We start from the raw sequence: 25,571 nt of genomic DNA, 5'->3' as shown, positions 1-25,571 counted from the left end.
AAAAGAAGCAAAAGAATTATTTTAAAAATCTAAAAAAAGGTTCAAATCTTTTGTCTCTTTTGCGGTAGAAAAAATAATGTAATGAAAAGTTTAACAATATTTTTATTTTTAATGCTAGTGCCTTCTTTTTGTCTTTCACAGATAAAAACAGGCACTTTTTCGGATTTGGAAGTTCCGCAGAAAGAAAATTCCAAACCCGTTATTATTCATATATATACAAGTTGGTGCCAGGTTTGTAAGATTGAATTTTTTGAATTGAATAAAGATAAAGATCTGGTAAAATTAATCAATGAAAATTTTCATTTCATCAATTTTGAGGCGGAAAAAATGAAAGAGCCCATTCGTTTTCAGGGAGAAGAATTTAATTATGTATCCAATGGAAATTCCGGAATCCATGAGTTAGTTTTGGCATTATCTAAAAATAAAAGTCAGCCTGTTTATCCGCTGTGGATTATTTTGGATGTCAATGGAAATTTGGCTGAATACCATGAGGGATTATTTACCCCTGAAAAGATGAAGAAAAAGCTTGATGAGATTTTGGATTTCTAAATTCCCGCAGATTTCGCTGATCACTCGGATTTGGTTTAATCTTATCTCATAGCTGTCATCCTGAAAGGATCTAAACAATATTTTTAAGAGTAAAAAGATGTTTGGAGACTATTATGTTAATATAATTCCGGCAGATCTCCCGGGTTTCGCAGATTTTTTCATTTAAATTATTATTTCATGGTTGTCATCCTGAAAGGATCTAACAATATATTTAAACACTGTGGTTTTGTATGGTAAAATCAAGGTCCTTGCACAACAAAAATAGCTCCCGCAGATTTTAAGATTTATCTTCCAAAATTGATTGCTAAATTTATAGTATGCTATATTTGGATCCTTTCAGGATGACAAATTTAGTGGATATTTGAAGCGGGTATGATGCAGTTAACAAACTTAGCCCCGATTGAAGCTTTGTCTGAGCTCATTTTTTTGTTTCGGCGCGGCGGCGAAGCCGCCGCCGAAAAATGAAAAAGCGAGTAGCGAAAGCAGGAAAAAGCTCCTCAATTATTTTAAAAGTACAGCAACAATCGCCAGAATCGCCGGTAATGCCTGAACAAAAAAGATCTTTTTGGTGGCTGAAACAGCTCCGTAAATTCCGGCTATCGCAACACATCCCAGGAAAAATAGAGCAATATTAGTCTGCCATTCGGGATCTTTGATAAGGAAAGTCCAGAGTAATCCTGCTGCAAGAAAACCATTGTACAGTCCCTGGTTGGCTGCTAATCCTTTGGTAGGTTTAAACATTTCCGGAGGTAAGGCGGATTTGAACACTTCTTTACCTTTGGTTTCCCAGGCGAACATTTCCATCCAGAGAATATAAAGATGTTCAAGAGCTACCGCTGCAATTAAGATTTTGGCTACAATTTCCATGATAACGTGTTTTGTGATTGTAAAACTAAAAAAATAAAGTTAAGTTTGATTATATAATTTAAAGAATGGAAACTTTTAAACAACATCTGGATAAATTTATCGGGATTGATGATGAAGAATTTTCTTCCGTGATTTCTTACTTTCAGGTTTTGGAGGTAAAGAAAAAGCAGGATCTGATGTCTGAAGGAGAAATCTGCCGGTCTATGTTTTTTGTTGTTAAAGGCTGTTTGAGAAAGTTTTTTATTAACGAAAAAGGAATTGAACAAACGACAGAATTTGCCATAGAAAACTGGTGGATCACTGATACCTTTGCATACGAGAGACAGATAAAATCCGATTTCAGTATTCAGGCAGTTGAAAAATCAGTAATCCTGAAGATCGATTTCCAATCCCAGGAAGCGCTGCTGACAAAACATCCGGTGATGGAACGTTATTTCAGGATGATTTATCAAAGGGCTTATGCCGCGGCAGAAAGGAGGATACGGTATCTTTATGAATTTTCCAGGGAAGAGTTGTATGTGCATTTCAGTACCCAGTATCCGTGGTTTATACAGAGAATTCCACAGTACTTAATTGCTTCTTTTCTTGGCTTCACTCCGGAATATTTAAGTGAAATCAGAGCCAAATTACGTTCTTAAACTGGTTTAAGATTTTTAGCATTTCTAAATCGGAACTTTGTCTCAGAGATTTAAAACAAAATATTATGAGCGTAAGATTCAACTGGACAACAGTTCACCCGGCTGCTTACAAAGCAGGAATAGGAATGGAAGAATCTCTTCAGAACAGTTTTTTAACACCTATTCAGAAAGAATTAATCAAAATCAGAGCTTCACAGATTAATGGCTGTGCATTTTGCCTGAATATGCACACCAAAGATGCCATAAAGTATGGTGAAACACCACAAAGGATTTTCCTGCTGAATGCATGGAGGGATGCAAAAGAATTATTCACAGAAGAAGAGCAGATCATTTTACAGATTACGGAAGAAGTTACGCTGATCAATAAGAAAGGGCTTTCGGAAGAAACCTATCAAAAAGCAAAAACTATTTTTGACGAAAGTCAGCTTGCTGATATCATCATGGCGGCTATTGTAATTAATATGTGGAACAGAATTGCAATTTCAACCCATATGCCGATCGGGAAATAATCCTTATTTAATAAAAAAAGAGCTTTTCAATGAAGGAAAGCTCTTTTTAATTATGGACAGTTAAGCTGCAGGACATTGGCATTCAAAGGCTGCTCGACTTTTCGTTCCAGTTTTTTATCATTAACAGTGATGTAAATTTCCATTGATCCTGTTCCTACATGAAGTGACAGAATGTGTCCTCCAAATGCATTGAATTTCTCGTCAGTAGCAATTCCATGTAGATGAATAGACGGATCTTTTTCATTCCATGCGATAGAACCAGTCAGGCTTCCCATTTCCACTTTTTTAAATGTTTTAGGGTTAAATTTTTTGGCTTTGAAATCATAGAACCCGAAAGTAACTTCAGCAGCAAATCCGATACCCGTAAAGCTGGCCGAGGGAGTATTTTCGGCTTTTGCGAGGTTTTCAATATGGGCAAGTACATCGTCGCCCTGTCTGAGTACCATCAGGTAACCGGACGGTGTTTTAATATATCTGCACGGATCTTTTTGTTGCGCAAAAATGGTGTTCATTGTTATGATTGTTACTAAAAGAATTAAATTTTTAAGTGTATTCATAATCAGATAATTTAATAATACCATGAAACTTTTACACCAAACAGAATAATATCACATTGCCATACTATTCTTTAACTAAATAATTTGTGACTTATAGATCTGCGGCTTTTCCAGAAGCTTTTCATCAACTAAATTTCCAAATGCCTTAATATAAGGTTGCTGATTATGCTTTTCCAGGCCTTCTGCACTTTTCCAGACTTCATAGAAGATAAAATGGTTTTTGTCCTCGATACTCTGATGAAGTGTGTAAAGCTCGTTGGCTTCTTCTTGCACTGTTTCTTTCACCATATTCTGAAGAACTTCCAGAACTTCTGCTCTGTATTCTTCTTTTGCTTTAATAATAGCGGTTAAATATATTTTCATTATGCTAATTGTGGTTTTAATTCTTTATTAAAAACTGAGGTAAGATGTTCCCTGTAAAGTTTCATATCGCGCGCCACATCTGCATTTTTCTCTACATCATGAAAATGGAAGCTCTCCATTTTTTCTAATGATACGAAAGCATTCATTCTATGGAAACCAAATAACGGCCCGTTATCTACACTTGTTTCGTTGAAAAATTCTCCAGGAAGGGTAAAAGCTGTTTCAGGGGCGTTCCAGCTTGTGGTTACCATGTATTTTCTTCCACCCAGCATTCCTCCGGTTCCGTAATTGATTTTCGGATTTTCAGAAGTTCTTCCGTCATTCATATAAATTCCTTTGGCGTGTCCGGCTGTGAAAACTTCATCAATATATTTTTTAAATCCGTTCGGAAGCTGAAACCACCAGATCGGGGTATGGTAAATAATGTAGTCTGCCCATACAAATTTCTCAACTTCTTCATTTTTGTCGTAACCTTTACTGATATTTGTAATCTTAACTTCCACATTATCAAAATTTTTCAGTACTTCCAGGGTATTTTCTGCAATGGTCTGATTATATTTTCCTCCGGAATGTCCGAAATTCTGTCCTCCGTTAATAATTAGTACTTTTTTCATTGTCTTATGATTGTTAAATTTTACGGTACAAAGGTATTATGAGTTTTACTATAAATAAAATAATAAAAATTATAGCTAAATATCATTTAAATAATAATTAAAATAAATAATTGAAAATGAGTGTTTTAAGTTAGGTATAGACACGATTTATCATGTTCATTGATTATTGAAATATCATAATGGTAATTATTTGAATAACTTTGCATCATAAAAGTAATACCTATGGTTAATTTAGAATGGTACAGAACTTTTAAAGCAATCTATAAAACAGGAACACTCACGGAAGCTGCGGATACTTTATTTATTTCTCAACCCGGAGTAAGTCTGCATCTCAGTTCGTTGGAAGCATATGTGGGCTATAAACTCTTTGACAGGACCGGAAGGAGAATGATTCCTACGGAAAGAGGAAAAGTATTATTTAATGCTGTTGCTGAACCGTTGTCGAAACTTGAGGAAGTAGAAAAAAACTTTCAGAAATCTACAGAAAAGCTTACGCCTACCATTAGTGTCGGCATGTGTTTTGAGACTTTCCAGACTACTTTGGAGCAGTATGTTTCCAGTTTGCCGTTCAATCTTATCATCAGTTTCGGGGAATACCGGGAAATGCTCGATCAGTTGGACAAAGGAATTTTAGATTTGATTATTACTCCGAAAAAAGGTGTTTCTCCGAATATCGAACACGAAGCATTTTCCTCAGAACAGATCATTCTTGTTGGTGGAAAGGATGTTGACATCCGGGAGTTTGAATATATTTTAAATAATGAGGGAACAGAACATGCGGAAGAATGGCTGAAAAATGAGAAATGGTATGGAACGGCCGGAGATATGGAGCATCTTTTTCAGTTCTGGATTCTTAATTTTGGTCATAAGCCAAATTTCCGTCCCAATTACATCGTTCCGAATCTTAATTCTATTGTACGCTGCCTGAAAGGCGGATCCGGATTAGCCGTAGTTCCGGATTTCCTCTGTAAAAAGGAAATTGAAGATGGCGAGATACAGTTAATCTGGGAAGGGAAAAAACCGCTGAAAAACACACTGTATTTCGGCTGTCGTAAGAAGACAAATTATCAGAATGAGATTGCTCATATTAAAGGATTGTTCAGAAAAGTGATGGAAAAGGAAAATTAGTATATAATAAATCATAAATAGATAATTAACAATTATGGAAAAGAAAACATATGCAGGGCAGCCTGTAATTACCTTAAATAACGGAGTGGATATTCCGGCTTTAGGTTTCGGAGTATGGCAGATGGAAGATCTGAAAGAGTGTGAAAATGCAGTTATCAAAGCCATCCAAACAGGATACAGAATGATTGATACTGCTGCTATTTATCAAAATGAAACGGCTGTTGGAGATGCTATTAAAAACAGTGGAGTAGATCGTGAGCAGCTATTTATTACGTCAAAACTATGGGTTCAGGATACTTCGTATGAGAAGGCTAAAAGCGCTTTCCAGAGAACGTTGGACAGGCTGCAACTGGATTATCTTGATATGTATTTGATCCACTGGCCGTACGCAGATTTCCTGGGAGCATGGAAAGCAATGGAAGAATTGTATGATGAAGGAAAGATCAAAGCTATAGGTGTGTGCAATTTTACAGTGGAGAAATTAGAAGAATTAAAAGCGAATGCCAAAATCCTTCCGGTAATCAATCAGATTGAGCTGCACCCGATTTTCCAACAGAAGGAACTTCAGGCCTATAATAAGCAGAATAATATTATTACGCAGCCTTGGAGCCCACTTGGGAACGGAAACGCAGGATTGCTCGAAAACGACAAGTTGAAAGCTATTGGTGAAAAATATAAAAAAACCGTAGCACAGGTTATTTTGAGATGGCATCTTCAGGAAGGGTTCTGTGTAATTCCGAAATCGGTTACGCCTTCAAGAATCGAAGAAAATTTTAATGTTTTTGATTTTGAATTAACAGAAGATGAAATGAATACTGTCCGTACTTTAGATACCGGAAAAAGACTATTCTTTGATCCGAAAGATCCGGATTGGGAGGAAAAAATGCTGAATGCAATTGCAGATATTTAAGCAATATATCAATTAATATAAAGAAGTAATAAATGTTTATTGCTTCTTTTTTTTGTTAAAAATATCATTTAACTTTACAATACACTAAAAAACTAAAATTATGGATACAAAAGTAAACGAACAAATTACAGATTCTGTGACACAGGCAAATGTAAAAGTTGTGGGAGAATCTCCTGCGATGGCACTGGGAAATGTTTATCAGACAGCTGCGCATTCTACCGGACTAATGTTTCAAAATGCAGTTAACGCTCAGAATCAACAGAATATATTGGCACAGGCTGCCGGTAACCAGGGGGTTATGCAGATTTATAGTCTTGATACTATTTCAGATGCAATTGCTATTGCAAAAATATTAAATAACAGTGGCACTAATCGTTAAGTTCAGAAACGATGAATAAGGCTGAGAATCTCACCGGATCGCATTAAATAAGCTTAAATTCATTGTATTTTTGCTGACTTAAAGTATAATCATGAAAAGAATAATTTTATCGTTTGTCCTGTTATCATTCATTTCCTGCAATGGGAATGATGAAGATCAGGAACCCGGCAATAAAGCTTCAATTATCGGAGAATGGTATATTGAAAAAGCTGAAATATACAGGTCTTTAAATCAGCAGATCCAAACTTCTTTCTCCACAGATTGTGAGAAAAAAAGTAATTATGAGTTTACTTCTGATCATCTTCTTTCGATTATTTATGCTCAGAACAATAATACCTGTATAAAAACGGATGCTGGAACAAAGAAGTATACGTTCGATAAAGGAAATGGTAAATTCTGGTTTGAAAATGAGGAAAATTATCCATATTTCGTGACGCAGCTTAATGAAACCGATATGGTTGTTGAAGACCGGACCCAGGATTTTGACGGCGACGGTACCAAAGATGTACTAAGACGTTTCTATAAAAGAATCAATTAAAATAAGAACTCCTTTCGGTCTGAAAGGAGTTCTTATTTTATATTCAATATATTTATTTTGTAAGATCAAGACCCCCGAAATTTCCGGAACTCATCATCAGATATACACCATGGGTCTTATCCAGAGTTTCCCAATATGCGTGAAGTTCTTCAGCATTGGTGAAAACTCTCAGGTTTTGATTTTTGAATTTTTCTTTGATCAGATCCGGGGAAATAGGTTCCATTCTTTTGATTTTCAAAGCATCTTCAGAATAGAAAACGAAAGCTTCCTCAAGACCATCCATTGCATGATCGTACTGTTCCAGGAAAACAGGATTCAAACTCGAATAGGTATGAAGCTCCAGAAAACCGTATTTTGTTTCATTTTTAAATTGCTCGCAGAATGCTTTTACCGCCGCTTTTACTTTGCTTGGCGCGTGAGCAAAATCTTTGTACAATATTCCTTGATCTTCCCTTTCTACTTTCTCAAGACGTTTTGAAGCCCCTTTGAAACTCATAATCGCCTCATAAAAATCTTCATCCATAATGCCCAATGTATGGCAGATATGTCTTGCTCCCTCAAGGTTTAATAAATTATGTGCTCCGAAAACAGAAAGCGGAACATCTCCCATTTCTGTTTTCAGATGAACTTTTCCATTGCTGATTTCGTATTCAGGTGTTTTGTAAGGGATTTTTCTGAAATAATTTTCTGCATTTTCCACCACTTTTACCACTTCAGGATCCTCTTCGTTATATACAAGAATTCCACCCGGTGTAATGCTTGCCACAAATTTCCGGAACTGATCTACATAATCATCAAAAGTTTTGAATACATTAATATGATCCCAGGCAATTCCGCTCATTAAGGCAATATTCGGCTGATAGAGAAGAAATTTAGAACGCAGATCGATGGGTGAGGAGAGGTATTCGTCGCCTTCAAATACCATGAAATCATTTTCACGGGTTAATTTCACCATACAATCGAATCCTTCCAACTGAGCTCCTACCATATAATCTACATCTTTCTGATGGAAATTCAGAACATGAAGAATCATCGAGGTGATGGTTGTTTTTCCGTGAGAGCCTGCAATGACAACTCTTGTTTTGTTTTTTGACTGCTCATAAAGAAATTCGGGATAAGAATATATTTTTAACCCTAATTCTTTGGCTTTTGCAAGTTCAGGATTATCCTGATGAGCATGCATGCCGAGAATAACTGCATCCAGGTCAGACGTTATTTTTTCAGGAAACCAGCCCAATTCTTCGGGCAGAATGCCTCTTTTTTCAAGTCTTGTACGGGAAGGTTCAAAAATAGCGTCATCAGAACCTGTAATCTGATATCCTTTATCCTTTAATGCAATAGCAAGATTGTGCATGGCACTTCCGCCGATAGCGATGAAATGAGTCTTCAAAATTTGTTACTGTTTTTTAACATTAGCATTAATAATCTCCTGGAAAACACGGGTGATGTTGGTCCAGTTGGTTGTATAATTCGGCATTATTGCACTGGCGTCTGTCTTGCTGCCGGAATTAGGACCTTTTTTTATGTTAATAGAAGTTGATATAAAATCATAAATCTTTTTATGATCTTCTTCTATTCGTCTGAAATTGTTTTGTGAAAGCGTTTTTTCCAGCCTGTATAAATCTTCGTTGGAAATTTTAAAATTCTGTTTTATTTTTTTACCCTGCCCTTCAAAAGAATAGAAGGCATTATTTCCTTTAATCAGAAGATTTTCGTAAATCGGCGCAAAGCCTCCGCTTTTGGAATAGCTGATGTCGAAATCCGAATACATTTTCTGACTGTTGCATGAAACCAATACCAAGATTGCGAATAAGATTCCCAATATCCTTTTCATAATGTTCTTACTTTAATGTTATGAATCTTTTTGTTCAGATTTTTTAGCTTTTAATTCTTCATCATAATTGTGCAGCAAATTGAAATCTTCTGTCTGCTCAATGGCGGTCATGATTTTATGTAAAATTTCATGGGCGTTTTCTTTGTCGTAATCAATATCCAATGGCGGCTTAAATTCCATGGTAGGTTTTACACCTGTTACCTTTACACGAAGTCCTTTTTTATCAAAAGCCCTGCGGAAACCGTTTATTTTGATAGGAATAACAATCGGGCGCTGATTTTTTACCAGCTTTGCCGTTCCTCTTCTTCCTTGTGCGAAAGCAGAAGTCGTTCCCTGAGGAAAAGTGGCAACCCAACCGTTATCAAGGGCTTTCATAATATTATCCACTTCGCTCATGTCAACCATTCGGTTTACATTCTTTCCTTCAGCCCTCCAGGTTCTTTTTACTGTTACCGCACCGGCGATTTTAAATATTTTCGGAAGAATCCCTTTATTCATGGTTTCTTCAGCAGCAACATAATAGAAGTCAATTTTAGGATTCAGAAGATAAATCGGATTTTTTATGGTATTCAGGTAACCGTTGTTTACAGAGCAGAATGCATGGTACATGGCTGCAACATCCGCAAAATACGTCTGATGGTTAGACACAAACAAAACATTAGAATCCGGTAAATCCACAAGATTTTCGGTCCCCGTAATTTTAAGCTTATTAAATCCGTTGAATCTTCTGTACGATATGATTCCTAATATGAAAATAATTAACCTTTTTAAAAAATAAGGAGTTCCGAACGCATCGGTGAAAATATTTTTCTTCGCCATCTTTCAATTATACACAGTGGTGCAAAGTTACATTTTTTTCAGCAACTGGCTGAATTCGCTTAATATCATCGCTGTTGCGCCCCAAATGATATACCCGTTGAAATTAATCACGGGCACTTCACTTCCTCCTGCTGTAGGAAGAGCCATGATTTCCGGTTCATCAGGGAGACCCAGAAAGCAGGTAATCGGAAATTCTATGACCTCCACTGCCTCGCTCTGCTGTAAGATAAATTCAGGATTTTTCTTCGTGTATGATATATAAGGATACACATAAAAATTACTTGGCGGAATATAGATGGGTGACATTTCGCGGATGATCCGTACATAATGTTTTTCGATGCCTATTTCCTCTGATGTTTCACGAATAGCGGTCTCGGCAAAATCCCTGTCCATTTCCTCACGTTTACCGCCAGGTAAGGAAATTTGTCCGCTGTGCCTGTCGTGCTCATTTACGGTTCTTTGAATCAGGGGAAAATGCCATTCATCATTTTTAAGATACAAAATGATATTTACGGCAGCAAACCTGGGGTTTTTCGTTAAAACTTCTTCATAGGTGAAAACCGGGCGGTAGGGTGGCGAGAAGACTCCGTGTGCATTCTCTCCAGGCAATTCTGTGATTTTGATTTTCCTTAATAAATCTTTTCCAAAACTCATATCCAAATTTAATAATATATTTTGAAGAAAGGAAGCGGTACAACATTTTTAATAATGATCGACATAAATATCATAAATAATATGGTACTTATATATAATAGTATTGTATAACAAAATACATTCATGTTTCAATTTCACTCTCAGACTCACCAACTCTCATTTTCAGGAGCTTGATCCGGCTATCCGCTGCTACTCCTCGCGCCTTTACTTCTCTTGCTTGGTCCTGAGCTTTCCGAAGCTTGCTGTGGGGTATCCGCTACTATCCGGGCTAGGATGGTTGACGTGGTAATACTGGAAATCCTTTTATTTCAAAATATTCGTTCCTTATCCTCAGCTGTTGCGTTTACCAAGACCGCAAACCTGATTTTTTCCGAGCCCTGAAGGGGCGATATATAACAGAGCCGGACTCAGCCCTTCGATAAATTCATATAATATAATAAACACAAAGCCTTAAACGGGTGCTTCAACGCCTGATACTCTCCAACGCTCATACTCTAAACCTCAGAAACCAAACATAAGTTTAAAATTATTCTGATTAAGACTCAGTGGTTTAAGGTTTACTATGAACAGAATGTTAAACTTTATGCTTTAATAATTAGGATTGTATTAAGATAAGTCTCTATCTTTGCCCCACTGAAAACGGAAGGAAGTAGGTAGCGCAGGAGATGCCTTTCGGGGTTTAAAAAATAGAAGCTCTGAAAAGGGGATATGAAAAAAAAACTTTTACAAAATTTAATTAAAAAAAATCTTGTAGGAATAAAAAAGATTTGTATCTTTGCAGTCCGGTAAAACGGGGAGCAGGAGTTGAGTTGAGGGATTGTTTAAGAGGGCTTAAGGTTACTAAAAAAACTTTAAAATTTTCTTCAAAAACATTTGGTCAATTCAGAAATATTTTTTACTTTTGCACTCGCAAATACGAAACGAAAACTGACAAAAGAAGTAGTTTTGTAGGAAGTGAAAGAAATGAAGATCATTGACATACAATATAACAACCAAGTAAGGAAAAACTAAAGCGTTAAAAAACTTTGAGTGAGTCAAGACAAACATACAATGGAGAGTTTGATCCTGGCTCAGGATGAACGCTAGCGGGAGGCCTAACACATGCAAGCTGAGCGGTAGAGTATCTTCGGAGACTTGAGAGCGGCGTACGGGTGCGGAACACGTGTGCAACCTGCCTTTATCAGGGGGATAGCCTTTCGAAAGGAAGATTAATACCCCATAATATATAGAGTGGCATCACTTTATATTGAAAACTGAGGTGGATAAAGATGGGCACGCGCAAGATTAGATAGTTGGTGAGGTAACGGCTCACCAAGTCGATGATCTTTAGGGGGCCTGAGAGGGTGATCCCCCACACTGGTACTGAGACACGGACCAGACTCCTACGGGAGGCAGCAGTGAGGAATATTGGACAATGGGTTAGCGCCTGATCCAGCCATCCCGCGTGAAGGACGACGGCCCTATGGGTTGTAAACTTCTTTTGTACAGGGATAAACCTATTTACGTGTAAATAGCTGAAGGTACTGTACGAATAAGCACCGGCTAACTCCGTGCCAGCAGCCGCGGTAATACGGAGGGTGCAAGCGTTATCCGGATTTATTGGGTTTAAAGGGTCCGTAGGCGGATCTGTAAGTCAGTGGTGAAATCTCACAGCTTAACTGTGAAACTGCCATTGATACTGCAGGTCTTGAGTAAGGTAGAAGTGGCTGGAATAAGTAGTGTAGCGGTGAAATGCATAGATATTACTTAGAACACCAATTGCGAAGGCAGGTCACTATGTCTTAACTGACGCTGATGGACGAAAGCGTGGGGAGCGAACAGGATTAGATACCCTGGTAGTCCACGCTGTAAACGATGCTAACTCGTTTTTGGGTTTTCGGATTCAGAGACTAAGCGAAAGTGATAAGTTAGCCACCTGGGGAGTACGAACGCAAGTTTGAAACTCAAAGGAATTGACGGGGGCCCGCACAAGCGGTGGATTATGTGGTTTAATTCGATGATACGCGAGGAACCTTACCAAGGCTTAAATGGGAATTGATCGGTTTAGAAATAGACCTTCCTTCGGGCAATTTTCAAGGTGCTGCATGGTTGTCGTCAGCTCGTGCCGTGAGGTGTTAGGTTAAGTCCTGCAACGAGCGCAACCCCTGTTACTAGTTGCTACCATTAAGTTGAGGACTCTAGTAAGACTGCCTACGCAAGTAGAGAGGAAGGTGGGGATGACGTCAAATCATCACGGCCCTTACGCCTTGGGCCACACACGTAATACAATGGCCGGTACAGAGGGCAGCTACACAGCGATGTGATGCAAATCTCGAAAGCCGGTCTCAGTTCGGATTGGAGTCTGCAACTCGACTCTATGAAGCTGGAATCGCTAGTAATCGCGCATCAGCCATGGCGCGGTGAATACGTTCCCGGGCCTTGTACACACCGCCCGTCAAGCCATGGAAGTCTGGGGTACCTGAAGTCGGTGACCGTAAAAGGAGCTGCCTAGGGTAAAACAGGTAACTAGGGCTAAGTCGTAACAAGGTAGCCGTACCGGAAGGTGCGGCTGGAACATCTCATTTTAGAGCGTCTTAAAGACGATAAACAAAATTAGTACCGTAAGGTACATGTACTTACTTCAAAGTAAAGCTTTAGTTTTTTTATTGGTTGATTTATAAGGAAGGTAAAAAGTTAAAAGTAAAAAGATCCAAGTGTAAAATCAAGGAAGATAAAAATTACTCATTACCGATTACTTATTACTTATAAATATATTAAAAATAAAACCCACTAGAAATTAGTAACGGGAAAGAGATTGAGAAATGAATGAAGGTAATGCAGTATGAAAATATTACTTATTACTGATCACTTATTACTCATAACAGAGTCTCGTAGCTCAGCTGGTTAGAGCGCTACACTGATAATGTAGAGGTCGGCAGTTCGAGCCTGCCCGAGACTACTAATTAAAGTTTAAGGTTTAGAGTTTAGTTTTAGAGTTAAAACTCGGAACAAAAAACATAAAACCCGGAACACCTAGAGGGGGAATTAGCTCAGCTGGCTAGAGCGCCTGCCTTGCACGCAGGAGGTCAAGGGTTCGACTCCCTTATTCTCCACAGTTTTGGAAGATTGATTTAAAAGTTACGGATGGAGCCAAAAACAACATCTGTTCATCAGTCGGAAAAGAAGACATTAAGATCATTGACATTAACGGTAAAGACATCACAAAGAGAAAACCGAGCACTTATAAGTGCTTGAGTAACCTAAAAATAGGAAAGAAATCGTTAAGGGCGTATGGCGGATGCCTAGGCTTTCAGAGGCGAAGAAGGACGTGGTAAGCTGCGAAAAGCTCGGGGATTGGCACACACGAATTGATCCCGAGATGTCCGAATGGGGCAACCCAATACATTGAAGATGTATTACTCTAATTTATTAGAGAGCAAACCCGGAGAACTGAAACATCTAAGTACCCGGAGGAAAAGAAATCGAAGAGATTCCGTAAGTAGTGGCGAGCGAAAGCGGATTAGCCCAAAAGTCTTTATATATTTAGAAGAACGTACTGGAAAGTGCGGCCATAGACGGTGATAGCCCGGTATTCGAAAGGTATATTAAGATGATAAATGAGTAGGGCGGGACACGTGAAATCCTGTCTGAATATGGGGGGACCATCCTCCAAGGCTAAATACTCCTGAAAGACCGATAGTGAACAAGTACTGTGAAGGAAAGGTGAAAAGCACTTCGAATAGAAGGGTGAAATAGAACCTGAAACCGTACGCCTACAAGCGGTCGGAGCAGATTAATTCTGTGACGGCGTGCCTTTTGCATAATGAGCCTACGAGTTAATTTTACTAGCGAGGTTAAGGACTTAAGGTCCGGAGCCGGAGCGAAAGCGAGTCTGAATAGGGCGCATAGTTAGTAGGATTAGACGCGAAACCTTGTGATCTACCCATGGGCAGGTTGAAGCTTTGGTAACACAAAGTGGAGGACCGAACCGGTTGACGTTGAAAAGTCTTCGGATGACCTGTGGGTAGGGGTGAAAGGCCAATCAAACTGGGAGATAGCTCGTACTCTCCGAAATGCATTTAGGTGCAGCGTCGTATATAAGTTTATTAGAGGTAGAGCTACTGATTGGATGCGGGGGTTTCATCGCCTACCAATTCCTGACAAACTCCGAATGCTAATAAATGTTCTACGGCAGTGAGGGCATGGGTGCTAAGGTCCATGTCCGAGAGGGAAAGAACCCAGACCAACAGCTAAGGTCCCCAAATATATGTTAAGTTGAAGCAACGCGGTTGGACTGCATTGACAGCTAGGATGTTGGCTTGGAAGCAGCCATTCATTTAAAGAGTGCGTAACAGCTCACTAGTCGAGCGGTCCGGCATGGATAATAATCGGGCATAAACATATTACCGAAGCTATGGATTTATAATTTATTATATCTGGTAGGAGAGCATTCTGTTTGCGCCGAAGCAGTATCGTGAGGTATTGTGGAGCGGACAGAAAAGAAAATGTAGGCATAAGTAACGATAAAGGGGCGAGAAACCCCCTCACCGAAAGACTAAGGTTTCCTCAGCCATGCTAATCAGCTGAGGGTTAGTCGGGACCTAACGCGAACCCGAAAGGGGTAGTGGATGGACAATGGGTTAATATTCCCATACTTGCTCACACTAAAAAGGGGACGGTTCGATGTAGCTACTAAAGACGGACGGAAGTGTCAAGGCCTAGCCTTCGGGCGAAGCTGCTGTAGTGTAATCGGATCCAAGAAAAGCCGAAGTGAAGCAACCCGTACCAAAACCGACACAGGTGGTCGAGGAGAGAATCCTAAGGTGCTCGAGTGAGTCGTGGCTAAGGAACTAGGCAAAATAGTCTCGTAACTTCGGAAGAAGAGACGCCATCAGCAATGGTGGCCGCAGTGAAGAGGCCCAGGCGACTGTTTATCAAAAACACAGGACTCTGCTAAATCGAAAGATGCTGTATAGGGTCTGACACCTGCCCGGTGCTGGAAGGTTAAGGAAGGGCGTTAGCGTAAGCGAAGCGTTTGACTGAAGCCCCAGTAAACGGCGGCCGTAACTATAACGGTCCTAAGGTAGCGAAATTCCTTGTCGGGTAAGTTCCGACCTGCACGAATGGTGTAACGATCTGGGCACTGTCTCAGCCACGAGCTCGGTGAAATTGTAGTATCGGTGAAGATGCCGATTACCCGCAATGGGACGAAAAGACCCTGTGAACCTTTACTATAACTTCGTATTGACTTTGAGTAAGTAATGTGTAGGATAGGTGGGAGGCTTTGAAGCAGGCACGCTAGTGTTTGTGGAGCCAACGTTGAAATACCACCCTTTACTTACTTGGAGCCTAACTTCTTTAAAGAAGGACATTGCGTGGTGGGTAGTTTGACTGGGGTGGTCGCCTCCAAAAGAGTAACGGAGGCTTTCAAAGGTACCCTCAGCACGCTTGGTAACCGTGCGTAGAGTGTAATGGCATAAGGGTGCTTGACTGTGAGACCAACAAGTCGATCAGGTGCGAAAGCAGGACATAGTGATCCGGTGGTTCCGTATGGAAGGGCCATCGCTCATAGGATAAAAGGTACTCCGGGGATAACAGGCTAGTCTCCCCAAGAGCTCACATCGACGGGGAGGTTCGGCACCTCGATGTCGGCTCGTCACATCCTGGGGCTGGAGAAGGTCCCAAGGGTTGGGCTGTTCGCCCATTAAAGTGGCACGCGAGCTGGGTTCAGAACGTCGTGAGACAGTTCGGTCTCTATCTATTGCGGGCGTTAGATGTTTGAGAGGGCTTGATTCTAGTACGAGAGGACCGAATTGAACAAACCTCTGGTGTATCAGTTGTACCGCCAGGTGCACCGCTGAGTAGCTATGTTTGGAAGAGATAAACACTGAAAGCATATAAGTGTGAAACTCGCCTCAAGATGAGACATCTTTTAAGGGTCGTGGGAGATGACCACGTTGATAGGCTACAGGTGTAAAGTTGGTAACAGCATAGCCGAGTAGTACTAATTACCCGTAGATTTATAGCCTATTCATAAGTAATGAGTAATAGGTAATGAGCAATCATGCTTATCATAACTTAGCTTAAGTATTTATAAGTGCAATACTGGTTTTGCCTTTGTGATGAAATTTACCGATAAAAACGGTTCAAGGTTCAATGTTTAAGATTCAAGGTTAAAAACTTTGAACATTAAAGAAAAAAAACCTTACACCTATATACAACCTTTAGGGTGGTTTTAGCGGTGGGGCTCACCTGTTCCCATTCCGAACACAGAAGTTAAGCCCACCAGCGCCGATGGTACTGCGAAAGCGGGAGAGTAGGTCGCCGCCAGTTTTTTTACAAACCTCATACAGCAATGTGTGAGGTTTTTTTGTTTTTTATCCTAAGAGACAGAGTGAGAAGTGGACAGTAAGATGTAAGAAGTGAGATGTAAGATGTGGATGTTCAGGGTTTAATGTTCAGCGTTTAGAATTTAAAGTTTAAAGTTTAGGACTTGTTAAGGTTTAAGTTAAGATTCAGGTATCAAGCTTAAGCCGTACTTAAAATACCAATCATGAATTTTATCCATACTTTTATTACTCATTACCAATTATTCATTACCAATTGCTCATTGCTCATTACTCATTACTCATTACTCATTACTCATATAAAGATAGGCAACTGCCCTAGCCTCGATAGCAGCGGCTACCCCACAGCGGGATGGAAGGAAGGGCTTTAAGCCCGGAAAGCTAAGGTGCGAGGAGTAAGAGCGGAGAGCGAGAGATAGCTCCTGAAAATATTTTGTTTTACCGTCAATGTACGCCTGATCATTAGAAAGTGTTTATTTATGTATTAGAGGCTTATATTTTGAAGTTTTTATGGACTTATAATATGATACCTTAATGCAATAAAAAACTCCGGCATAAGGCCGGAGAATGTAGTTTTGTTAATTAGAATATCCTATCAATTCTTCTTTTTTTGAATTGTAAATCCTGTATTCTAAATATTTAAAAGAGTCTCTTGGAACGACGATTACCCACTTTTTGTATTTCATAAACCATTTCATTTGAATGCTGTTAAAGCCTTTGGTAAGATATGCTTCAACGAAAGGGTGTACATGCAGATAGAGCTTGCCTTTTTCCTTTTGCATTATGGTTCTGAGGGTTTCGCCCATTCGTTCAACAATAACGATCGGAGCAACGATTTCTCCGTCTTTATTGGGGTTTTCTTCTTTGGTCTCGATCTGTTTTTCCGGACGGTTTCTTTGTCGGGTAATCTGGATCAGTCCGAATTTGCTTGGTGGAAGTATTTTGTGTCGTGCTTTATCACGCTTCATTTCTTCCTTGAGATGTTCATAAAGATCTCTTCTGTGTTCAGGGTTTGTCATGTCGATGAAATCGATTACGATGATTCCTCCCATATCACGAAGACGGAGCTGCCGTGCAATTTCGGTGGCAGCCATTTTGTTGACTTTCAGCGCATGTTCTTTGTTGACGGCTGTTCCGGTGGTAATGTTGTTTCCGGAGTTTACATCAACCACATGAAGGGCTTCTGTGTGTTCTATGACCAGATAGGCACCTTTTGAGCTTGGAATGTTAACGTGTTTTCCAAAACTTTGCTTGAGCTGTTTTTCAACGTTGTAATATTCCAGAAGAGGAATATGAGAATCATAGAAATGGACAATGTTTTTTCTTTCAGGAGCTATAACTTCGAGATAGTTTTTCATTTCACCCACCATTTGTTCGTCATCACAGGTGATGCTTACAAAATCCTGGTTAAAATTGTCTCTTAATATTGCTGAAGCTTTATCATCTTCGCTCAGGACTCTTGACGGAACTTTGTTTTTCTGGATATTTTTAAAAGCAGTTTCCCATTTCTGGATCAGCTGATTCATATCATTATGCAGATCAGCAACTTTTTTCCCTTCGGCAACGGTTCTGATGATTACCCCAAATCCTTCAGGTTTAATACTTTCGATAAGGGTTCTCAGCCTTTCTTTTTCTTCAGAGCTTTTAACTTTTTTTGAAATAGATACTTTATTATCGAAAGGAATAAGTACCAGAAAGCGGCCTGTAAGCGAAATCTGGGTGGATATTCTCGGTCCCTTTGTAGAAATGGGCTCTTTGGTAATCTGAAGCAAAACAACGTCATCTTTGGCTATGACTTTGTCTACGGTTCCGTTTTTATCTATTTCGGGTTGTATCTCGAAATTTTTTAAGCTCGATGTGCTTTGTTTTTTGGAAACGGTATCCCTTAGAAATTTTCTGTAAGTAAGATATTGCGGGCCCAAATCCTGGTAATGAAGAAAAGCATCCTTTTCATAGCCGATATTTACAAAGGCAGCGTTCAGGTTGGGAGCCAGCTTTTTTACTTTCCCGATAAACAAATCTCCAACTATAAAGTCACTTTTGTCCTCTTGCTCATGAAGTTCACATAGTCTTCCGTCTTCCAGCAGTGCAATCTTCGTTAGATCATCTTCATGCGAAACGATTAGTTCTTTCTTCATTTTATTGTAAAATAAAAATTGTTAAGAAGGTAGAAAACAGGTGTATATTTCATCATATAAATTTATCCTTAAATTAAGAATTAGTATTGAATGATCGTTATTTTTTTTAATAAAATATCTATTCCTGTTTTATCGGCATCTTAATAGTTGCAAAAACAAAATATAGTCGGTGAACCTTTAAAAATTTAAAATCACCAACTATATTATATATTTTAAATCTCAGGAAATGAGATTATTTTTTCTTATGTCTGTTTGCTCTTCTTCTCTTTTTTCTTTTGTGAGTTGCAACCTTGTGTCTTTTTCTTTTCTTTCCGCTTGGCATAATTATAATTTTTTAGTAACTAGTTAATATTCAGTTAATTCTTTATTTTACGGTAACTTTCGTTTTTACTTTCTCCACAAAAGATTTTGATGGCTTGAAAGCAGGAATGTTATGTGCAGGGATTTCAATCGCAGTATTCTTGGAGATGTTTCTTCCCGTTTTAGCTGCTCTTGTTTTAATGATAAAAGATCCAAAACCTCTCAAATAAACATTATCTCCATTATACATAGAAGTTCTGATTTCTTGCATAAAAGCTTCTACAACTTTCTGTGTTTCATTCTTTTCGGTTCCCAACTTATTTGAGATGGTGTTTACCAATTCTGCCTTTGTCATTTCCTTATTTTAATTTTAAATTTTAGGTGTGCAAATTTAGTTAAAAAAATTGAATATTAGCAAATTAGTGGCAAAATATTTTTCGGTAAGCGATTGAAAACTGACTGTTTACTTATTATGAATACACTCATAAATCACCATTACATACTGGAATTATAGTATCCGTTCTCCACACAGAAGCGGATAAGGTGAAGTTTTGTCTTCAGTCCCAGTTTTTCTGTAAGGCGGTTGATGTAAGTATCAATTGTTCTGGTACTGAGGTTCAGCTTTTCAGCAATTTCTTTATTACTGAAGCCTTCATAGCAGAATTTCATAAGCTGGATTTCCGTTGGTGAGAGTTCTTCCTGACTTTTTTTCTGTCGTTCCATATATTCCATTACGGCCAACGGCTGCTGTTCCCATTGTTGGCTATATATTTCGTAATCAAAGGTGTCGCCTGCTATTTTCCCTTTGATAATATCTTTAATGACATTGCTTTTTTTCTGACAGTAATATACATTAGGAATTTTAGAAAGAATCTCGGCCATATCTTCCTGGTACGTTCCGGAATAAGTGATGATAGGTGTTTCTGTATTGCTTTTACGGATGTATTTTATCGCTTCAAGACCGCTTAATACCGGCATAAAAAGCTCTACAATAAATACGTCTTCCTGCCTTCTGTAATTCCTGCTGATCAATTCATGGCCATTGTTGCAGTCATTAAGAAGTATATAGAACGGATTTTCGGCAAGCATTTTAATCAGGATCTTTTTAAAATAAAAATCACTGTCTGCTATGGAAAACCGCACAGTTTTGGTCAATAATTTGCTCACGTTAATATCGATTTGGTGAATGATGATATAATCAGATCACTAAATTATGAAAATTAGCTGAAAGTTAAAATTAAACTTAATTTAATTGAAATTAAATTATTATTTCATTAAAATTAGTAAATTTTGTGAATAAATTATTTTTTTATAATTTCACGAAACCAAACAAATCACAAACATATGTCTTCGAACCGGGAGCAAAAATTAAACAAAGCAGACGTCAGGATAGGCATTTGGAAATTTATTCTATCGTTTATCGTTCTATCGGGTGTATCCTTCACCTGCATATTTTTCTTTTTTAAAAGTTATGACATCCAAAGACAGGGTGTCAAAAAAGAAGCGGACGACTACCGCTATCTTCTTACCAGAAGCAATCTTCTGAAAGATCATGTAGACAGTATATTTTACCGGATGGATCAACTGGATATTAACCGGGTGCAAAATGATATTTTCCTCAGAAACGCAATCATGGAAGATGTGAGAAATGCAAGAAATGCAATGGATAAGGACAGTGCTGATAATTTTAAGCATTATTCCATTCTTATGAAGCAGATCGAACCTATGCTGGCCTTAAAGAAACAGATCATTGATGTTTCCTACAAAGAACAGGTGGCTTTAAGGAATCTCAACGAATGTAAAGGAAAAATCGGAATAATCAACAGTGAACTGAAAGTAGACCCTACCAGAAAATTTTCAGGAATGAGAAGAAGAAGATAAAAACGAAAACTATGCAAGGACAAATCACATTATCAAAAAAAGAAAGGCATTATCAGTTTTTATATTTAATCTTAATGCTTTTTGCAGCGCTTATTTTTATGGGAATCATTTTCTTACGGGCTTTTCAGTCTCCGTTTTCGGATAACGATATAGTTTCCATACAGATGCTTGAAGAAAAGGCCAAATTCGATCAGAAGCAGAAGTCATCTTTCAAAGTGATGGACAGTACCTTTTCTATGATCAATAAACTTACGGACGAAGCTCCACAGCCTTTTGTGGAAAATAATATCATGTACGGAATCAACGATGTGGCCGGATATTATCAGAACGGAGACAATATCAACGATATCAGAAAAGAAGCATATCCGCAGATCGCAAAATTTTACAAAATGTATTTCAACGATAAAAAAATAATTTCCAGTAAAACGGAAAATATCAAAAACTTTGAAAAGCAGTTTGATGAATGCTCCATCGGGTTTAAAGAAAAGAAAAGCCAGCTCTTTCAGCGTGAGACCGCTTTACAGTCGAGATCCCAGTAAACCCACACATCCAAAATTACACTAAAGCACAATACACATCACAATCATTAACTATGAATTACTTTCAGAAAAACAAGAAAAACATTATTATCGGTGTTATAGCAACATTGTTAATAGCTGCGCTGGTTGCATTATGGCTGCAGAAGAAAGTGATACACTCCTCAGACGATATTGTCGGGGTTGTATACCCATCTACCTTAAAAGTAGGAGATACACTTTCATTCGAAGACAAAACACAGTTTGCCAAAAACAAAATATGGAATTTCGGAGATGGAACCACCAGCGATAAAAATAAAGGGATCCACTTTTACAACAAACCGGGGTATTATCAGGTGACCTTGATTGTCGATAATAAATATTCCAAATCTTTTCCCATCATCGTCTCTGCAAGGACAGTACCTAAAAAAGACAGTGTAAAAACGGTAACGCTCATTGATGCACCGTCGCAGGCCATGCAGTTTGAAAATGTGCAGTTTCGTGCTATTTCAGACGGAAAACAATTTACCTGGAAATTCGGAGAAACCGGAAGAATTGATTCTAAAGATAAATTGGCGATCTATTCTTATCAAAAACCGGGCAATTATGTGGTGAGCCTGATCACGGATGAAACAGTAGAGCCCGTGCTTCACCAGATTAAAATTTTACCTGCTTACGATGCCTTAGAAGAAGAAGTAAGCGTGGAAGACAGCTATGCTAAAATTGATAACGATTTTAAATATCATCTTCAGCAGATAGCGTACGGAAACAGTTTCAACATGCATTATAATTATCTGTTGAGAACCTACCTGTGTAACAATGAAAATACAGTAGTAAAGGTAAATGACAGCAAAGTCAATAATTTCTATATGTATTGTGCAGGGCTTCAGTTTGATAAAAATAATATCATACAGACCGTTAAAGTAAATTTTGACGATGCACAGAACTGCGTTACGAAAGTAGACATTAACCAAAGCAAATAACCACGTCCTTCCGGGACATCACACCAATCGTAAAATATATAAAAGGATGAAAAATAAACTTCCTCTAGCAGCATATTATATCGGATTATCGGTATTGCTGACAGCCTGTCAGGTAAAACTACCGTCAAAAAGAACACCTGAACCTTCACAATACGGGCAGATAGATAACGCTACGGTAATTAACGGTTTTCCTAAAAAGGCCGTTCCGTGGATTGCTATTTCAGACCGCTCCAGAAACACGGCATATCTGGACAAAAATGATGAAAAATCATACAAAGAAGTTAAGTTTCTGGAACCTCTAATGGTGCTTAAACATAGGGATGGTATGGTAAAAGTAGCAGAATATATTCCTGATGCTTTAATGAAAAAAGTATCATCCAAACAAGTAAAAACCTATGGCTGGATTCCGGAATCTGATCTTCTTTTATGGAGCAGTTCGCTGAAAAGCGAAAAAACAGGTTTTCCGGTAAAGGTTGCAGTAGTACCCAATAACACTGAAGTTATCAAAAATTCTGAAAGATATTATAAAAATGACTCCATTATGGTGTTCAGTTCGCCAAGCCTTATCGAGCAGGCAAATGTGAAAATTCCAAATGGACAGATGGTATATGTCTACAAACAGGCAGAAAATAATAAACGATTTCTGGTAGGAAAAAAGCCGAGTATTGATATCGACAGTATTGGGAAAAGTCTCTACGGATGGGTAAGTTCGAACGTTATTTCCAGCTGGGGTGAGCGCTCTGCCGTTAAAATGAAAAATACAACCGGAATTACAGAGACTACCTTAGGGATTCATGAAGGATCTCCTGGAGGAAATGATTCGGAAAACAGAGTGGCTGTTCTGCTGACCGATGTTAATAAAAGAACGCCTCTTGAGAATATTTTTCCGGTAACTTTACCGCTTAATGAACCGCCGGCTCCGGATTCCAAAACTAAATATTTTACGAATATTCTGGATTATAGCAAAAATTATGTATTCAATGTATTAGGAGAACCCATTTATTTCGACCGGTATAGAGAAATCACAGAGAAAAATAAAAAAATAAATATTGTATTTACCCTTGATATCAGTGCTCCGAACGCGCCATATGCTCCAATTGTAAAATCTCTTTTACAGGATTTACAGTTGAGATTTGAAAAACCTTCTTATTTTAATCAGGTGCGTTATGGTGTGGTTTTGTATAAAAATAATTCTTGCGGAGATAATGTAGCGGTGTCTCCATTAAACACGGATTACAGTAAGATCACAACATTCATTGATCAGAAAAGCAATGAAATGAACTGTATCAGCAACAGCGGATACCAGCCGGTAAATGAAGGATTAATGGCAGCGGGAGATCTTCTTTCAAATTTCCCGGACGAAACCAATATTGTTGTTACCGTAGGAACCTCAGCCGCGCAAAGCGGAAACATGTACGGAGTGATTAATTCTCTTACGCAGGCCCAGGCAAGACTGATCATGTTCCAGACAAGCGCACGATCATCAGATACGTACAATGATTTTGTTTTAATGTCAGAGAATGTAGTCACGAATACGGCCAAAAATATTGCGGAACTGAAGAAGCAGAAAATTATTAATCAGAATGATGTTTTAACAAAAAATAATTTTAATCTGGTAGAAGGAGATGAGGGTTTCTTTTCTTTAGATTATCCTAAACAAAGTATGGCTCAGGGATTTGTGATCTTTCCTAAAAAGGGAGACATCGCAACGCCGGGATATCTGAAAAAATCCGTAGACAGCCTTATTGCTCAGGTTACTTTGGATAATGCAACGTTGGATAAATCTTTAAATGATTATTTTCATTCATCAGTTGGCGCAGGAAGAACAGATGTAGATCTGAAATATAAATATCTCTATCCGGGACTTACAAATCCGGTTCCTGCAGGTATTGCAGCACAGCTTATTAATTACGGAAACCCGTTCCTGGTAAAAGGATATATTCCGAAAGAACTTAAAGATTTTAAGCCCGGCCTTGAAAAGGGAATTCTTATTTCTGAAGCGGAATACGATAATTTAAAATCATTCTATACCGAAGTATATCAGAAAACAGGAGCAGAGAGAGCGGATTTCAGTCAGGCAAGAGCTGTAAGGGAATATATAAAACTGTTAAAAAAGTATAATCCTACATCAAAATTCCTTGATAAAGGCGATCTTTATAAACAGCCCATGTCATATTCTGTAGGGGTAAGTACAGGTTTTGATAATTCCGAGGAAGAGTTAATGACAAAATACATGCTGAAAGGCTGGAAAAAATCTAAAATTGTCACTAACGAAACGGCCCGAAACTATTTCCGCCATTATAAAGATCTGGCAGAAAGAATGCTTTCGCACAGAAACGACCCGGCTGTGAAGATCCAGCAAAACGGACAGACTTTTTATTGGCTTAATGAATATTTTATGCCGACTATGCAGCCCACCGAACAGCCTGAATATACTAAACATTAATAACTTATAATATTAAAAAACGGAATTTAATTCTGCTTTTTTATTTTTTTAATGTAAATTTTTTTATCTTTGATGCTACCCAAATCATAAATATTATGTCACAGCAATCATCTCCTCATGACGGAAAGCATTTCGTCATTCAGAAAGGTAAAGCCCAGTGCAATCAGGGTGATCAGTTTCCACAGCATAAAGTAACTTCTCATCAGAAACATTTCTGGAATGACTCTGATGGTAATAATGATTTTCTGGCCGTTACAGAAGATGATCTCCAGTTTAATCCTTCCGGTCCAAGTTTTGGAAAATGCAAGCTGAAACCCAGCTCCGGCGGAAATCTGCCTTGTTCTTATGCTCCGGCCGGAAAATGGCAGAAAACCTATGGCAAAGTAAAGATTATGGATAAAAAAATCGTTACGGAAGTATCGGAACTGCAATGTGTAGTGGGAGGAAAAATCACCATTAAAGATCATGGCCAGAGAGGGCAGATGAGCAAAAAGAATGTAAAGAATGCCGATAATAAAACGGTACAGCATATTAATCCGCTTGTAAATATGCAGGACTATAAAGAAACGGTCCTGGAAAGTGAAATTGACGCTTATTAATTCATCCTTACAAAAACATTTTCT

23 protein-coding genes, 2 tRNA genes and 3 rRNA genes are annotated in these 25,571 nt (G+C 38.4%); 17 read left to right on the top strand and 11 right to left on the bottom strand.

Going from position 1 to position 25,571, the window contains the following annotated elements; translation table 11 throughout:
- The first annotated feature begins 81 nt into the window (after window positions 1–81).
- Window positions 82–549, top strand: a complete 468-nt coding sequence (locus tag M0D58_RS06905) for a thioredoxin domain-containing protein (protein WP_248394525.1) — start codon at window positions 82–84, stop codon at window positions 547–549.
- Window positions 550–1,050: 501 nt separating this feature from the next.
- Here M0D58_RS06905 and M0D58_RS06900 read toward each other — a convergent pair.
- The gene (locus M0D58_RS06900; RefSeq protein WP_248394524.1) at window positions 1,051–1,416 is read right to left on the bottom strand and encodes a DUF1304 domain-containing protein; all 366 of its coding nucleotides are present in this window, start codon (window positions 1,414–1,416) and stop codon (window positions 1,051–1,053) included.
- Between the two features lie 65 nt (window positions 1,417–1,481).
- Here M0D58_RS06900 and M0D58_RS06895 point away from each other — a divergent pair, with 65 nt between their 5' ends.
- Both M0D58_RS06895 and M0D58_RS06890 read left to right on the top strand, forming a co-directional pair.
- Window positions 1,482–2,054, top strand: coding sequence for a Crp/Fnr family transcriptional regulator (locus tag M0D58_RS06895; protein WP_248394523.1), 573 nt, complete (start codon window positions 1,482–1,484; stop codon window positions 2,052–2,054).
- A gap of 65 nt (window positions 2,055–2,119) precedes the next feature.
- The gene (locus tag M0D58_RS06890) at window positions 2,120–2,563 is read left to right on the top strand and encodes a carboxymuconolactone decarboxylase family protein (RefSeq protein WP_248394522.1); all 444 of its coding nucleotides are present in this window, start codon (window positions 2,120–2,122) and stop codon (window positions 2,561–2,563) included.
- Window positions 2,564–2,613: 50 nt separating this feature from the next.
- On the opposite strand, the gene M0D58_RS06885 is transcribed toward M0D58_RS06890, so the two are convergent.
- The 3 genes from M0D58_RS06885 to M0D58_RS06875 all read right to left on the bottom strand — a co-directional run bounded on the left by M0D58_RS06885 (window position 2,614) and on the right by M0D58_RS06875 (window position 4,097).
- On the bottom strand, window positions 2,614–3,120 hold the full coding sequence (locus M0D58_RS06885) for a PPC domain-containing DNA-binding protein (protein WP_248394521.1): 507 nt from the start codon (window positions 3,118–3,120) through the stop codon (window positions 2,614–2,616).
- A gap of 75 nt (window positions 3,121–3,195) precedes the next feature.
- Window positions 3,196–3,483, bottom strand: a complete 288-nt coding sequence (locus M0D58_RS06880; RefSeq protein WP_248394519.1) for a putative quinol monooxygenase — start codon at window positions 3,481–3,483, stop codon at window positions 3,196–3,198.
- Window positions 3,483–4,097, bottom strand: a complete 615-nt coding sequence (locus M0D58_RS06875; RefSeq protein WP_248394517.1) for an NAD(P)H-dependent oxidoreductase — start codon at window positions 4,095–4,097, stop codon at window positions 3,483–3,485. The genes M0D58_RS06880 and M0D58_RS06875 overlap by 1 nt, the downstream gene beginning before the upstream one ends.
- 222 nt (window positions 4,098–4,319) lie before the next feature.
- Here M0D58_RS06875 and M0D58_RS06870 point away from each other — a divergent pair, with 222 nt between their 5' ends.
- The 4 genes from M0D58_RS06870 to M0D58_RS06855 all read left to right on the top strand — a co-directional run bounded on the left by M0D58_RS06870 (window position 4,320) and on the right by M0D58_RS06855 (window position 7,052).
- Window positions 4,320–5,225, top strand: coding sequence for a LysR family transcriptional regulator (locus M0D58_RS06870; RefSeq protein ID WP_248394514.1), 906 nt, complete (start codon window positions 4,320–4,322; stop codon window positions 5,223–5,225).
- A 34-nt stretch (window positions 5,226–5,259) separates the two neighbouring features.
- Window positions 5,260–6,135 carry an aldo/keto reductase gene (locus tag M0D58_RS06865; RefSeq protein WP_248394512.1) on the top strand — a complete coding sequence of 292 codons (876 nt, stop codon included), beginning with the start codon at window positions 5,260–5,262 and terminating at the stop codon, window positions 6,133–6,135.
- Window positions 6,136–6,235: 100 nt separating this feature from the next.
- On the top strand, window positions 6,236–6,514 hold the full coding sequence (locus M0D58_RS06860) for a RebB family R body protein (protein ID WP_248394510.1): 279 nt from the start codon (window positions 6,236–6,238) through the stop codon (window positions 6,512–6,514).
- 91 nt (window positions 6,515–6,605) lie between these two features.
- Window positions 6,606–7,052 (top strand): lipocalin-like domain-containing protein, encoded by a 447-nt coding sequence (locus M0D58_RS06855; protein WP_248394508.1) that lies wholly within the window; start codon window positions 6,606–6,608, stop codon window positions 7,050–7,052.
- A gap of 52 nt (window positions 7,053–7,104) precedes the next feature.
- Here the strand turns inward: M0D58_RS06855 and M0D58_RS06850 are convergent, their stop codons facing one another.
- The 4 genes from M0D58_RS06850 to M0D58_RS06835 are packed head-to-tail and all read right to left on the bottom strand — an operon-like array spanning window position 7,105 to window position 10,359.
- A complete protein-coding gene (locus M0D58_RS06850) occupies window positions 7,105–8,442 on the bottom strand; it encodes a UDP-N-acetylmuramate--L-alanine ligase (RefSeq protein WP_248394507.1) in 1,338 nt (445 codons plus the stop codon).
- A gap of 6 nt (window positions 8,443–8,448) precedes the next feature.
- Window positions 8,449–8,886 (bottom strand): hypothetical protein, encoded by a 438-nt coding sequence (locus tag M0D58_RS06845; RefSeq protein WP_248394506.1) that lies wholly within the window; start codon window positions 8,884–8,886, stop codon window positions 8,449–8,451.
- 18 nt (window positions 8,887–8,904) lie between these two features.
- Entirely contained in the window at window positions 8,905–9,705 is an 801-nt protein-coding gene (locus tag M0D58_RS06840) for a lysophospholipid acyltransferase family protein (RefSeq protein WP_248394505.1), read from the bottom strand.
- Window positions 9,706–9,732: 27 nt separating this feature from the next.
- Window positions 9,733–10,359: an NUDIX hydrolase gene (locus M0D58_RS06835; RefSeq protein WP_248394504.1), complete on the bottom strand. Its 627-nt coding sequence runs from the start codon at window positions 10,357–10,359 to the stop codon at window positions 9,733–9,735.
- A 1,047-nt stretch (window positions 10,360–11,406) separates the two neighbouring features.
- Between M0D58_RS06835 and M0D58_RS06830 the strand changes: the two genes are divergently transcribed.
- The 5 genes from M0D58_RS06830 (at window position 11,407) to rrf (ending at window position 16,671) form a co-directional block, all read left to right on the top strand.
- Window positions 11,407–12,923 (top strand): 16S ribosomal RNA (locus tag M0D58_RS06830).
- A 300-nt stretch (window positions 12,924–13,223) separates the two neighbouring features.
- Window positions 13,224–13,297: transfer RNA gene (locus M0D58_RS06825), tRNA-Ile, on the top strand.
- Between the two features lie 80 nt (window positions 13,298–13,377).
- Window positions 13,378–13,451 (top strand) — tRNA-Ala (locus tag M0D58_RS06820).
- A gap of 158 nt (window positions 13,452–13,609) precedes the next feature.
- Window positions 13,610–16,366 (top strand): 23S ribosomal RNA (locus M0D58_RS06815).
- A 197-nt stretch (window positions 16,367–16,563) separates the two neighbouring features.
- A 5S ribosomal RNA gene (gene rrf, locus M0D58_RS06810) occupies window positions 16,564–16,671 on the top strand.
- Together the 16S, 23S and 5S rRNA genes with 2 tRNA genes alongside form the textbook arrangement of a ribosomal RNA operon.
- 592 nt (window positions 16,672–17,263) lie before the next feature.
- On the opposite strand, the gene M0D58_RS06805 is transcribed toward rrf, so the two are convergent.
- The 3 genes from M0D58_RS06805 to M0D58_RS06795 form a co-directional block, all read right to left on the bottom strand.
- Complete coding sequence (locus tag M0D58_RS06805; RefSeq protein WP_248394503.1) at window positions 17,264–18,823, bottom strand: Rne/Rng family ribonuclease; 1,560 nt, start codon at window positions 18,821–18,823, stop codon at window positions 17,264–17,266.
- A 364-nt stretch (window positions 18,824–19,187) separates the two neighbouring features.
- Window positions 19,188–19,478: an HU family DNA-binding protein gene (locus M0D58_RS06800; RefSeq protein ID WP_027388329.1), complete on the bottom strand. Its 291-nt coding sequence runs from the start codon at window positions 19,476–19,478 to the stop codon at window positions 19,188–19,190.
- A gap of 140 nt (window positions 19,479–19,618) precedes the next feature.
- Window positions 19,619–20,290, bottom strand: coding sequence for a response regulator transcription factor (locus M0D58_RS06795; protein WP_248394502.1), 672 nt, complete (start codon window positions 20,288–20,290; stop codon window positions 19,619–19,621).
- A gap of 177 nt (window positions 20,291–20,467) precedes the next feature.
- Here M0D58_RS06795 and tssO point away from each other — a divergent pair, with 177 nt between their 5' ends.
- The 5 genes from tssO (at window position 20,468) to M0D58_RS06770 (ending at window position 25,547) form a co-directional block, all read left to right on the top strand.
- Window positions 20,468–21,004, top strand: coding sequence for a type VI secretion system TssO (gene tssO, locus M0D58_RS06790; protein WP_248394501.1), 537 nt, complete (start codon window positions 20,468–20,470; stop codon window positions 21,002–21,004).
- A gap of 11 nt (window positions 21,005–21,015) precedes the next feature.
- Window positions 21,016–21,543, top strand: coding sequence for a type VI secretion system transmembrane protein TssO (locus tag M0D58_RS06785; protein WP_248394500.1), 528 nt, complete (start codon window positions 21,016–21,018; stop codon window positions 21,541–21,543).
- Window positions 21,544–21,596: 53 nt separating this feature from the next.
- Window positions 21,597–22,502 (top strand): PKD domain-containing protein, encoded by a 906-nt coding sequence (locus tag M0D58_RS06780; protein WP_248394498.1) that lies wholly within the window; start codon window positions 21,597–21,599, stop codon window positions 22,500–22,502.
- Window positions 22,503–22,548: 46 nt separating this feature from the next.
- A complete protein-coding gene (tssR, locus tag M0D58_RS06775) occupies window positions 22,549–24,948 on the top strand; it encodes a type VI secretion system protein TssR domain-containing protein (protein WP_248394496.1) in 2,400 nt (799 codons plus the stop codon).
- Between the two features lie 95 nt (window positions 24,949–25,043).
- Window positions 25,044–25,547: a DUF4280 domain-containing protein gene (locus M0D58_RS06770; RefSeq protein ID WP_248394494.1), complete on the top strand. Its 504-nt coding sequence runs from the start codon at window positions 25,044–25,046 to the stop codon at window positions 25,545–25,547.
- Window positions 25,548–25,571 lie beyond the last annotated feature (24 nt).

The organism is Chryseobacterium nepalense, assembly GCF_023195755.1.
In the GTDB taxonomy this organism is placed as follows: domain Bacteria; phylum Bacteroidota; class Bacteroidia; order Flavobacteriales; family Weeksellaceae; genus Chryseobacterium; species Chryseobacterium nepalense.
The sequence above is the reverse complement of the archived record's forward strand: the minus strand, read 5'-3'. Positions and strand labels throughout refer to the sequence as shown.

What these genes read in the sequence shown, in the direction of transcription:
- M0D58_RS06895 (WP_248394523.1), top strand. Translation starts at nt 1,482, where the DNA reads ATGGAAACTTTTAAACAACATCTGGATAAATTTATCGGGATTGATGAT.
- tssO (WP_248394501.1), top strand. Translation starts at nt 20,468, where the DNA reads ATGTCTTCGAACCGGGAGCAAAAATTAAACAAAGCAGACGTCAGGATA.
- M0D58_RS06845 (WP_248394506.1), bottom strand. Translation starts at nt 8,886, where the DNA reads ATGAAAAGGATATTGGGAATCTTATTCGCAATCTTGGTATTGGTTTCA.
- M0D58_RS06865 (WP_248394512.1), top strand. Translation starts at nt 5,260, where the DNA reads ATGGAAAAGAAAACATATGCAGGGCAGCCTGTAATTACCTTAAATAAC.
- M0D58_RS06900 (WP_248394524.1), bottom strand. Translation starts at nt 1,416, where the DNA reads ATGGAAATTGTAGCCAAAATCTTAATTGCAGCGGTAGCTCTTGAACAT.
- M0D58_RS06770 (WP_248394494.1), top strand. Translation starts at nt 25,044, where the DNA reads ATGTCACAGCAATCATCTCCTCATGACGGAAAGCATTTCGTCATTCAG.
- M0D58_RS06800 (WP_027388329.1), bottom strand. Translation starts at nt 19,478, where the DNA reads ATGACAAAGGCAGAATTGGTAAACACCATCTCAAATAAGTTGGGAACC.
- M0D58_RS06860 (WP_248394510.1), top strand. Translation starts at nt 6,236, where the DNA reads ATGGATACAAAAGTAAACGAACAAATTACAGATTCTGTGACACAGGCA.
- M0D58_RS06870 (WP_248394514.1), top strand. Translation starts at nt 4,320, where the DNA reads ATGGTTAATTTAGAATGGTACAGAACTTTTAAAGCAATCTATAAAACA.
- M0D58_RS06880 (WP_248394519.1), bottom strand. Translation starts at nt 3,483, where the DNA reads ATGAAAATATATTTAACCGCTATTATTAAAGCAAAAGAAGAATACAGA.
- M0D58_RS06805 (WP_248394503.1), bottom strand. Translation starts at nt 18,823, where the DNA reads ATGAAGAAAGAACTAATCGTTTCGCATGAAGATGATCTAACGAAGATT.
- M0D58_RS06855 (WP_248394508.1), top strand. Translation starts at nt 6,606, where the DNA reads ATGAAAAGAATAATTTTATCGTTTGTCCTGTTATCATTCATTTCCTGC.
- M0D58_RS06890 (WP_248394522.1), top strand. Translation starts at nt 2,120, where the DNA reads ATGAGCGTAAGATTCAACTGGACAACAGTTCACCCGGCTGCTTACAAA.
- M0D58_RS06885 (WP_248394521.1), bottom strand. Translation starts at nt 3,120, where the DNA reads ATGAATACACTTAAAAATTTAATTCTTTTAGTAACAATCATAACAATG.
- M0D58_RS06875 (WP_248394517.1), bottom strand. Translation starts at nt 4,097, where the DNA reads ATGAAAAAAGTACTAATTATTAACGGAGGACAGAATTTCGGACATTCC.
- M0D58_RS06835 (WP_248394504.1), bottom strand. Translation starts at nt 10,359, where the DNA reads ATGAGTTTTGGAAAAGATTTATTAAGGAAAATCAAAATCACAGAATTG.
- M0D58_RS06840 (WP_248394505.1), bottom strand. Translation starts at nt 9,705, where the DNA reads ATGGCGAAGAAAAATATTTTCACCGATGCGTTCGGAACTCCTTATTTT.
- tssR (WP_248394496.1), top strand. Translation starts at nt 22,549, where the DNA reads ATGAAAAATAAACTTCCTCTAGCAGCATATTATATCGGATTATCGGTA.
- M0D58_RS06780 (WP_248394498.1), top strand. Translation starts at nt 21,597, where the DNA reads ATGAATTACTTTCAGAAAAACAAGAAAAACATTATTATCGGTGTTATA.
- M0D58_RS06785 (WP_248394500.1), top strand. Translation starts at nt 21,016, where the DNA reads ATGCAAGGACAAATCACATTATCAAAAAAAGAAAGGCATTATCAGTTT.
- M0D58_RS06905 (WP_248394525.1), top strand. Translation starts at nt 82, where the DNA reads ATGAAAAGTTTAACAATATTTTTATTTTTAATGCTAGTGCCTTCTTTT.